General features: G+C 69.4%; 8 protein-coding genes and 2 pseudogenes. 6 read left to right on the top strand and 4 right to left on the bottom strand.

The window, feature by feature from the left end:
* A partial coding sequence (locus AC2VOR_RS08900; protein WP_486963629.1) for an amidase family protein occupies window positions 1-558 on the top strand: 558 nt, incomplete at its 5' end.
* A 9-nt stretch (window positions 559-567) separates the two neighbouring features.
* On the opposite strand, the gene AC2VOR_RS08895 is transcribed toward AC2VOR_RS08900, so the two are convergent.
* The 3 genes from AC2VOR_RS08895 to AC2VOR_RS08885 are packed head-to-tail and all read right to left on the bottom strand — an operon-like array spanning window position 568 to window position 2728.
* On the bottom strand, window positions 568-1380 hold the full coding sequence (locus AC2VOR_RS08895; RefSeq protein WP_486963628.1) for a methyltransferase domain-containing protein: 813 nt from the start codon (window positions 1378-1380) through the stop codon (window positions 568-570).
* A 10-nt stretch (window positions 1381-1390) separates the two neighbouring features.
* Window positions 1391-2095 (bottom strand): M15 family metallopeptidase, encoded by a 705-nt coding sequence (locus tag AC2VOR_RS08890; RefSeq protein ID WP_486963627.1) that lies wholly within the window; start codon window positions 2093-2095, stop codon window positions 1391-1393.
* 33 nt (window positions 2096-2128) lie between these two features.
* Window positions 2129-2728: a TetR/AcrR family transcriptional regulator gene (locus tag AC2VOR_RS08885; protein WP_486963626.1), complete on the bottom strand. Its 600-nt coding sequence runs from the start codon at window positions 2726-2728 to the stop codon at window positions 2129-2131.
* A 62-nt stretch (window positions 2729-2790) separates the two neighbouring features.
* On the opposite strand from AC2VOR_RS08885, the gene AC2VOR_RS08880 reads away from it, so the two are divergent.
* From AC2VOR_RS08880 to AC2VOR_RS08865, 4 genes and pseudogenes are all read left to right on the top strand, one after another.
* Window positions 2791-3012 carry a hypothetical protein gene (locus AC2VOR_RS08880; protein ID WP_369736961.1) on the top strand — a complete coding sequence of 74 codons (222 nt, stop codon included), beginning with the start codon at window positions 2791-2793 and terminating at the stop codon, window positions 3010-3012.
* A pseudogene (locus AC2VOR_RS08875) lies at window positions 2955-3299 on the top strand (CocE/NonD family hydrolase). Before AC2VOR_RS08880 ends, AC2VOR_RS08875 begins: the two are co-directional and overlap by 58 nt.
* Before the next feature lie 30 nt (window positions 3300-3329).
* Window positions 3330-4247, top strand: a complete 918-nt coding sequence (locus tag AC2VOR_RS08870; RefSeq protein ID WP_369736960.1) for a CocE/NonD family hydrolase C-terminal non-catalytic domain-containing protein — start codon at window positions 3330-3332, stop codon at window positions 4245-4247.
* Between the two features lie 715 nt (window positions 4248-4962).
* A complete protein-coding gene (locus AC2VOR_RS08865) occupies window positions 4963-5658 on the top strand; it encodes a histidine phosphatase family protein (RefSeq protein ID WP_369741428.1) in 696 nt (231 codons plus the stop codon).
* 23 nt (window positions 5659-5681) lie between these two features.
* Here AC2VOR_RS08865 and AC2VOR_RS08860 read toward each other — a convergent pair.
* Window positions 5682-6440, bottom strand: a pseudogene (locus AC2VOR_RS08860) (DMT family transporter); the annotation flags it as partial.
* A 440-nt stretch (window positions 6441-6880) separates the two neighbouring features.
* Here AC2VOR_RS08860 and AC2VOR_RS08855 point away from each other — a divergent pair.
* On the top strand, window positions 6881-8759 hold a 1879-nt coding region (locus AC2VOR_RS08855; RefSeq protein ID WP_486963625.1), incomplete at its 3' end, for a fatty acyl-AMP ligase.

Raw genomic sequence — 8759 nt, 5'->3', positions numbered from 1 at the left:
GCGCTGCACGTGTTCAATGTCATCTTCACCGACGGCGCCACCTACCAGATGGTCGACGGCAACGGCTACGGGCTCGGCGTCGACGGGTGGTACGACCCGGAACTCATCGCGCACTTCGCCCGGCAGCGAGTCGCCCACGCCGACGAATTGGCCAGCACCGTCAAGGCCACCGCGCTGTGCGGGCACTACGGCCTCACCGCGCTGGGCGCCACGTCGTATGCCAAGGCGCGCAACCTGTTACCGCACGTGCGGGCCGCCTACGACGCGGCTCTGACCGAGTACGACGTGCTGGTGATGCCGACCGTTCCGGGGACGGCGGACCCGCTGCCGGCGGGGGGTCCCGGCGACGTCGGGCTGCTCGGGCGCGCGCTGGGCAAGGCGACCAACACCGCGCCCATGGACATCACCGGCCATCCCGCCCTCTCGGTGCCCGCCGGGCTCCTCGACGGTCTGCCGGTCGGGATGATGATCGTGGGCAGGCGATTCGACGACGCCACGGTCCTGCGGGCCGGTGCCGCGTTCGAGTCCCTGTGCGGCGGATTCCCCTCCCCCGGGTAGCGCGAGCGCTCAGGGGTGACACACGATCTCGCCGTGTGGGATCGCCAGCCAGCCGTCCGGGGCCGCGGCCCAGGCCCGCCACGCCGCGGAGATCTCCTCGAGCTGCGCCGGCGTGGCCAGGCCCAGCCGCAGCAACTCGCGCGCCACCCCCGAATGCAGGATCCGCTCGGCCCACATCCCGCCCCACCACTGGCGGGTCGCGGGCGTGGCGTAGCACCAGAGGCTGCCCGTGGGCGCGATGTCGGTGAACCCGGCCTCGAGCGCCCAGGACAGCAGCCGTCGGCCCGCGTCGGGTTCGCCGCGGTTGGCGCGGGCCGCCTTCTCGTAGAGATCCAGCCACAGGTCCAGCGCGGGAAGCCTTGGATACCAGACGAATCCGGCGTAGTCGGCGTCGCGGGCCGCCACGACCCCGCCCGGCCGGCAGACGCGGCGCATCTCGCGCAGCGCGCCCACCGGGTCGGCGACGTGCTGCAGCACCTGATGGGCGTGGACGACGTCGAAGGTGTCGTCGGGAAAGTCGAGCCGGTGGACGTCGGCGGTGGCGAACGAGACGTTGGACAGGTTGCGCCGCTGCACCTCCGCGCGGGCCACCTCGAGGACCTCGCCGAACTGGTCGACAGCGGTGACCGGTCCGGGGGCGACCCGGGCGGCGAGGTCGCCGGTGATGGTCCCGGGCCCGCACCCGACGTCCAGCAGGGAAAGCCCCGGCTTCAGGTGCGGCAGCAGGTAGGCCGCGGAGTCGTCGGCCGTGCGCCGCTGGTGGCCGCGCAGCACCGACTCGTGGTGTCCGTGGGTGTAGTTGGCCCGAGGTTCGTCGCTCACCGTGCGCCCCCTAGTCGACCGGCACGTCGAGGATCGGCCGGTCGACGGCGGCGCCCGGTCCGTTGAAATGCCACCACTCACCGGAGTACACGCTCAGCCCGCCGTAGGTCATCGCGTTTCGCAGCTGGGCGCGGTTCGCCTGGGCCTCCGGGCTGACGCCCTGCGTGGCGAATGCGGTTGCCCGGGGGGTGAAGTCGTCGAAGTCGGTGCCCATGTCGGCCAGGCACACCCCGCCGGCATGACGGTCGGGCGGACATGGCTGCCCCGCGCTGGTGAACGTCACGTCGACCGAGCGCCCGGACTCGTGGCTGTGCGCGTAGGGCCCCGGCTGCGCGACCCACGCCGGATTGGGCACGACGTTGAACATCTTGACCTGCACGTCGTGGGGCCGGTAGCAGTCCCAGAACACCAGCACGTGTCCCTGGGGGCGCAGCGCCGCCGCGGCCGCGCCGAGGCCGGGCGCCATCGACTGGTGCACCAGGCACCGGGCGTCGGATGGATACAACTGCGTGTGGGTGAAGTTGTTCGTCGTCGCGTAGCGCAGGTCGACGACGGCGTCCGGCACGACGCTGCGGACGTCGACGAACCCCGCCGCGCGCGCCGCCGCGCTCACGGGCGGCACGTCCGGCCCGGCGGTGGCCCACGGAATCTGGCAAGCGCCGACCGCGAGCGCGACGGCGATCACCGGCCCGTGAAACCGCCGCAACCATGACATCCGACCATTGTTACGGGTCACCGCGCCGGGCCGTCACCCGATGTCGCCGTCCACGTAGCGCTGCAGGTTGGGAGCCAGCGCCGCCACCACCTCGTCGTCGGACATCGACGCGATCGGTTCGATCTGCCAGACGTACCGCACCATCCCCAGCCCGATCAGCTGGGTGGCGATCAGACCGCTGCGCCGCAGCCGCTCGTCCTCGTCGACCCCCAGGGTGGACTCACCGATCAGGCCGCGCTCGACGATCGCCCGCAGCTTGTCGCGGGTCTTGCTATCGTGCGCGGCGGTCAGCATCACCGCGCGCAGGACCGGGCCGATCTCCTCGTCGGCCCAGCTGGCCAGCATGTTGCGGATGAGCTGCCGTCCCAGGTCCGACGTCGGCGCCGCCCACGTCGCGACGACCGACTCGAGCCACTTCCGCGGCGGGTCGGTCGCGGCGTCGAGCAGGCCGTCCTTGGAGCCGAAGTAGTGGTAGATCAGCGCCGGGTCCACGTCCGCGGCGCGGGCGACGGCGCGGATCGCGGTGCCGGCCCAGCCGTGCTCGGCGAATTCGTCGCGCGCCGCCGCCAGGATGCGCGCGGCCAACACGCCGCGTTCGTCGCGCGGGCCCGGGGGGATCGCTCGCTTGGCCATCGCCACACCATACCGCGAAGTTTCATCTTGCGTTGAGACTAGTCTCAACGTAGCGTGAAACTATGACGAAGCTGAACGGCCCGCAAACCACCGGGCGCGATTACCGCAACCTCAGCGAACCGCGATACGGCTCCCGCAGCGACCTGAACACCGAGATCGCCGTGCGCGACGGCACCACGCTGCTCGCCGACGTCCACCGGCCCGACGCCGACGGCCGCTTGTCCCTATCCGCGCCAGATGCAGGACCTGGGCCACCCCGGCCGGATTCATCGAGGCCGGGGTGACGGACTTCTGGGTGCCACGCGGCTACGTGCACGTCATCGCAAACCTGCGCGGCACGGGCGACACGTTCGCCTTCTTCGACGCCCAGGAACGCCGCGACGTCCACGCCCGCGTGGAGTGGGTTGCCGCGCAACCGTGGTGAGACGGCAACGTCGCCATGATCGGCATCAGTTACTTCGCGATGACCCAACTCGAGGCGGCCGTCGAGCGGCAGCCCCATCTGAAGGCGATCTTCCCGCTGGCCGTGACGGCGGACCTCTATGAGGGCGCCACCACCACGGCCTGTTGAGCTCGTCGTTCATCACCCCGTTCCTGAGCGATGACGGGCCTGACCTCCGAGCGCAGCGAGAAGCTTTGGCGCAGCATGCCGGTCGGCCTGGCCCGGCGGGTACTGAAAAGCTCACGGATCCACAAGAAATTCGAAACCATGAACGGCGAGGCGGCGGTCACCATGCTGCGCCAACCGCTCAGGCTGCCGCACAATCCCCACCACTGGGACGAGCTGTGGCACGAGGCCGCGGTCCGGCACCCCGCCCGCGACGACTGGCGAGAGGAGCGAAACCTGTTGCCGCACCTGAAGAACATCGATATCCCGGCCTACCTGGGATGCGACTGGGAGAACGTGCCACTGCACCTGCCGTCCACCTTCGCCGCGTGGAACGCGCTGTCGGGCAACGATCGGGGGCGGATGGGAATGCTGGGCAGGTTCGGGCTGACCTGGCCACCGGGCGGGCGCGAATTCCTGGTGCTGGGCGCGGGCCTGGGCCGCGTCAGGGCCAGCGAGACCGACCCGCCGCCGATCCTCGCGTGGGACAGCGCACCGCTGGACGCGGACCTCGACGTGGCCGGCGACATCGAACTGCTCCTCATCGCCTCCGCGACGGCGATCGACGTCGCCTGTATGGCCACCCTGCAGGACGCGGGCCCCGACGGCGAGGTGTTGGAGGTGACCGCGGGCTGGCTGCGCGGCAGCATGCGCGAAGTCGACCAGGCGGCCAGCCCCCCGGGCGCCCCGGTGCTGCCGTGCCGCACCCCACCGGCGATCCCGTTGGGTGAGGACGTCGTCTATCGAATTCCGTTGGCGCCCAGGGCCGACGCTTCAAGTCGGGTCACCGCGTCTGGCTGGTGCTCGCCGGCGACGACCAGGACCCGTCAATACCGACGATCACGAACTTCCGCCACGCCAGCGTCGGCACCAGCAGCCTCAACACGGTCCGGTCGTCGTCGCGGCCGCTGATCCCGGTGCGAGGGTGGCCGACGGGGAGGTCTCACGACGATGTTCCCGATAACGGCATCTCTCCGCGCGAAGATGCGCACAATGATGACCGGGGTAGTCGGCAGACGGAAGCGAGAAACCCATGGCCGCCGACCCAGAGTGCGGCCGCTGTAAACGGCCGATCGAACCGGAATGGCTCGGCAGACGGCGCCGTATGCATTTACCTGGCCGCCGAATGCCCGCGACCCGGAGAGCACGCTCCGCCCAGTTAGCCGGCTTGCGCGCCGGTCATGACGGAGCGCGGCACTGTCACCACCCGGGGCGGAACCCCGTGTTCCGCGCCGCAATTGCCTGGATCAAAGACGGCTGCGCCGCAAGCCTTCCGACGTCCGGGACAGGCCAGACGACATAGGCGCCGACCACCGGGCGATCACCGGGACGGCCGTCCGTTGCCTTCTTACGTGCCAACTCAACTTCGTCGCCATCACGTCTCATGATGGGTGCCTTTCGCCCTTACTGCCGTGGGTCTGCATGCCCACTCGTTTGATGCTGCCCCGTCATCCCGCGGCGTGTAAAGGGCCGTAAGTCCCCAATGCCGCCGGCTTATGCGGCACCGCGGTTCGGCCAAGCCGTAGACTCCGCGCATGAAACACGGTTGGTCAACGCCGGGCCGCGCGGGCTGCCCGGCGCAGGGTCCCGCGCCGGGGTCGGCGCGGCCACTGGTGACAATCCGGTGATACCAAGGCGTTTCGTCGCCACCATCGCGGTGTTGGCGGCGTCGGTGGCGGGCTGCGGGTCCGCACGCGCGGCCGGTCCGCACCTCATCACGCTGACGTTGGTGCGGCACGCCCAGTCGGAGGGCAACGCCTCGGGCCTGATCGACACCTCGGTTCCCGGCCCGGAACTCACGCCGCGGGGCTGGTGCCAGGCGACGCTGGACGCGGGGCCGTTGAGCGCCCACCGCTACGACGGCGTCTACGCCTCCACCATGATCCGCACCCAGGAGACCGCCACACCGACGGCGCAGTCGCTGGGCGAACCGATCGACGTGCTGCCCGGCCTCCGCGAAATCGAGGCCGGTCAGTACGAGGGACAACCCGAGGCCGGCGTGGCGCAGACGTACCTGGCCGTCCCGTTGCGCTGGCTGCACGGTGACCGCAGCGCGCGGATCCCGGGCTCGATCGACGGCAACGAATTCAACGCCCGCTTCGGCGAGGCCGTCCAACGCATCTATGACAGCGGCGATGTGAACCCGGTCGCGTTCTCGCACGCCGCCGCGATCATGCTCTGGGTGCTGATGAACGTGCACAATCCCGACCGCTCGCTGCTGGCCGGCAATCCGCTGCCGAACCTGGGCCGCGTGGTGCTCACCGGAAACCCTTCCGCGGGATGGGATCTGACCGAGTGGGATGCCGATCCGCCACCGTGCTGACCGTGGCGTGAACGGCGGGGCCGTCAGCCACTGAAGCCGGGGGATGGAACCGTGGGCCGCTCGGCGATCCGCACGTCGCGCCCCGCGCCGGCACCGACGGTCGCGGCCTCCCCGCGCGCGAGGGCGACGGTCGCGACCAACACCAACGCCGCGCCCGTGGCCAGCACCAGCCAGCCGGTGCCGTCCGCGTGCAGCGTCTCGCCGAGCACGGTGACGCCGAGCATCCCGCCCACCAGCGGTTTGGCGACGATGATCGTCGGGAAGGACGCCGTCAGAGCGCCGGCGCGATACGCCGACTGGTGATAGATCATCCCGCCCACCCCGGCGAAAATCCACGCGTAGAGCTCCGGTGTGCGCAGCAGGTGACCGGCGTCGTGCTCGATCACGTCGACGACGCTCTTGGTCAGCACCGCGAACAGCCCCAACAACGAGCCGGCCACCGCCGCCAGCAGCACCGCCGCGACCGGGCGGTCCGACCAGGCCCGGGCGCCCATCAGGCACAGGACCACCACCGGACCCAGCACGGCGGCCACGATCAGCCAGGCCTGCATCGACGCCCGCTGCTGCCCGGCCGCCGGGTTGCCGACCGCGACGATCACCGCCAGCGCCCCGGCCAGCAACACCGCCCACATCCATTCCCGGCTGGTGATCCGATGACGGGACAACCTCGCATAGATGGGCAGCGCGAACAGCAGCGCCGTCACCTGCAGCGCGGTGACCAATATCACCGAACCCTTGTCTAGGGCCGCCGCGATCAGGCAGTAGCTCGCGATGTCACCCAGCCGCGCCACGGCCCCCGGCCGATGCCGCTCACATCTGCCTAGCGATTCATATGGGGCACCAATTCGATTTGCCCAGCGCACACACAATGTGCCGCTAGTACCGGCATAATCGAATATTACGGAGGCCCGACATACATAAACACGGAGAGGCGGAAATGCACGCGTCAGTATCGGTACATTCGCAGAGGGTTGCCGCATCAGTCCATTTAATAGGCGTGATGATCTACTGATTCTCGTATTCACGCATCCATATCGTGACGCCGCTGCCCGAGTTCTCCGCACAGGTTAGGCGCGGCCTGTGAATTCGATATGCGATGCCAAATAAAGCTTCCTCGACATTTGCCTGAAGCCGATATTCGGCGCTACATTGGGTTCTTACCGATTTATCCGGCCCGCTGTCGATTTCGGTACCACGAACCCGGAAGGGGATGACTCCCACGATGGAGACGCTTATCGATTACCTGGCGATGCGGGAAGCCAGGAAGCCCGAGCAGACACTCTTCCGGTTCGTCGACGTCGAAGGCCGCGAACTCGAGCACTACACCTACCAGGGCTTCGCCGAGCGGACCCGTGAGCTGGCCGCCTATCTGGCGACCGAGGCGGGGCTGCGGCCGGGAGAGCGGGCTCTGCTGGTCTATCCGCCGGGCCTGAAGATGGTGGCCGCGTTCTACGTGTGCGCGCGCATCGGGGTCATCGCGGTGCCCGTCAGCCCTCCCCTGCCCATGGCATTCGAGGCCGGGCTAGCCAAGCTCAGCTACATCGCCCGTGACTGCCGGGCCACGGCGGTGCTGTCGACCAAGCAGTTCGCGTACGACTACCGGATGATGCTCGGCCAGCGTGCGGGCGGCCTGCCCTGGCCGGACACCGAGCGGCTCCCCGAGCTGCCGTGGTTCGCGACGGACTGCACGCAGGACTTCGGCGGCGCACCCGTTCCGGACACGCCCGGACGGGTGCTGTTCCTGCAATACACCTCCGGTTCCACCAGTGACCCCAAGGGTGTGGTTGTCAGCCACGCCAATGTCATCGCCAACGCCTCGGCCTTCGCCGAGGAGGACTCGACGGCGGTCAGCTGGCTCCCGCAGCACCACGACATGGGCCTGATCTCTGCTTACCTGTTCGTGATGCTGCTCGGCGGGACCACGCACGCGATGTCCCCGGTCGACTTCCTCGCGCGGCCGTCGGCCTGGTTGCGGCTCATGAGCGAGGTGCGCGCGACCCACTCCCCGGCGCCGAACTTCGCCCTCGAGTACTGCCTGCGCGAGGACAAGCTGCCGGCGTCCGAGCTGGACGGAATCGACCTCAGTTGTCTGGACTGCGTGGTCGTCGGAGCTGAGCCGCTGCGCGCCAAGACTTTCGCCCGCTTCCGGGAGCGCTTTGCGCCCTATGGTCTACGGCCCGGGGCACTGACCGGCGCGTTCGGCATGGCCGAAAATACCCTGATCGTGTCCATCCGCGGCCGCCAGACCCTGGCGCTGAACAAGCGGGCGCTGGGGAAGAATGTCGCTCGGATCGAAAAGGCCCTGCCCGACAACAACAATCAGGCCCAGGTGGTCAGCTGCGGCAAGCCAACCACCGGTAACCTGGTCCGCATCGTCGACCCGGACACCGGACGGGCGCTGCGCGACGGCCGCGTCGGCGAGATCTGGGTGGACGGTGCGTCCAAGGGCGGCGGCTACTGGAATCGCCCCGAGCTCACCGCGGAGGCCTTCGAAGCCCGCATCGCCGGCGACGATCCGCGGTGCTATCTGCGCACCGGTGACCTCGGCTTCCTTTACGAGGGAGAGCTTTTCGTCTGCGGGCGCAGCAAGGACCTGATCATCGTCCGCGGCGTCAACTGCTACCCCTCCGACATCGAGGCGATCGTGGAGCGGTCGGCCGAACAGATCCGCAACGGTTGCGTCGCCGCCTTCTCCGTCGAGCGGGACCACTCCGAAGCCCTGGTGGTGGTGGCCGAGGTGCGCGACGAGCGCTACCTGCCGGACGGCAGGATGCTGGCACGCGCCATCCGCAGGCACGGCCACATCGATCCGCACACGATCGTGTTCGCACCCCCGCGCAGCATCCCCAAGACCACCTCGGGAAAGATCCGGCGTGCGCACACCCGCAAACTCTGGCTGGACGGCGCGCTGCCCACGGTGGCGAGCTACACCCACCGGCGGTCCCGCGAGGGCCTGGACACCGGGGCCGGCCCGCTGGAGCGCTTCCGCGATCTGATCGAGAGTTACGACCTCACCGGGCAGGAGGAGTGCTCCTTCGCCGACCTCGGCATCGACTCGCTGGCGTTGGCCGAGCTGCGCGGGGACCTGCAGGCCCTGCTCG

This window comes from Mycobacterium sp. TH-M103 (assembly GCF_057473785.1).
The sequence above is the reverse complement of the archived record's forward strand: the minus strand, read 5'-3'. Positions and strand labels throughout refer to the sequence as shown.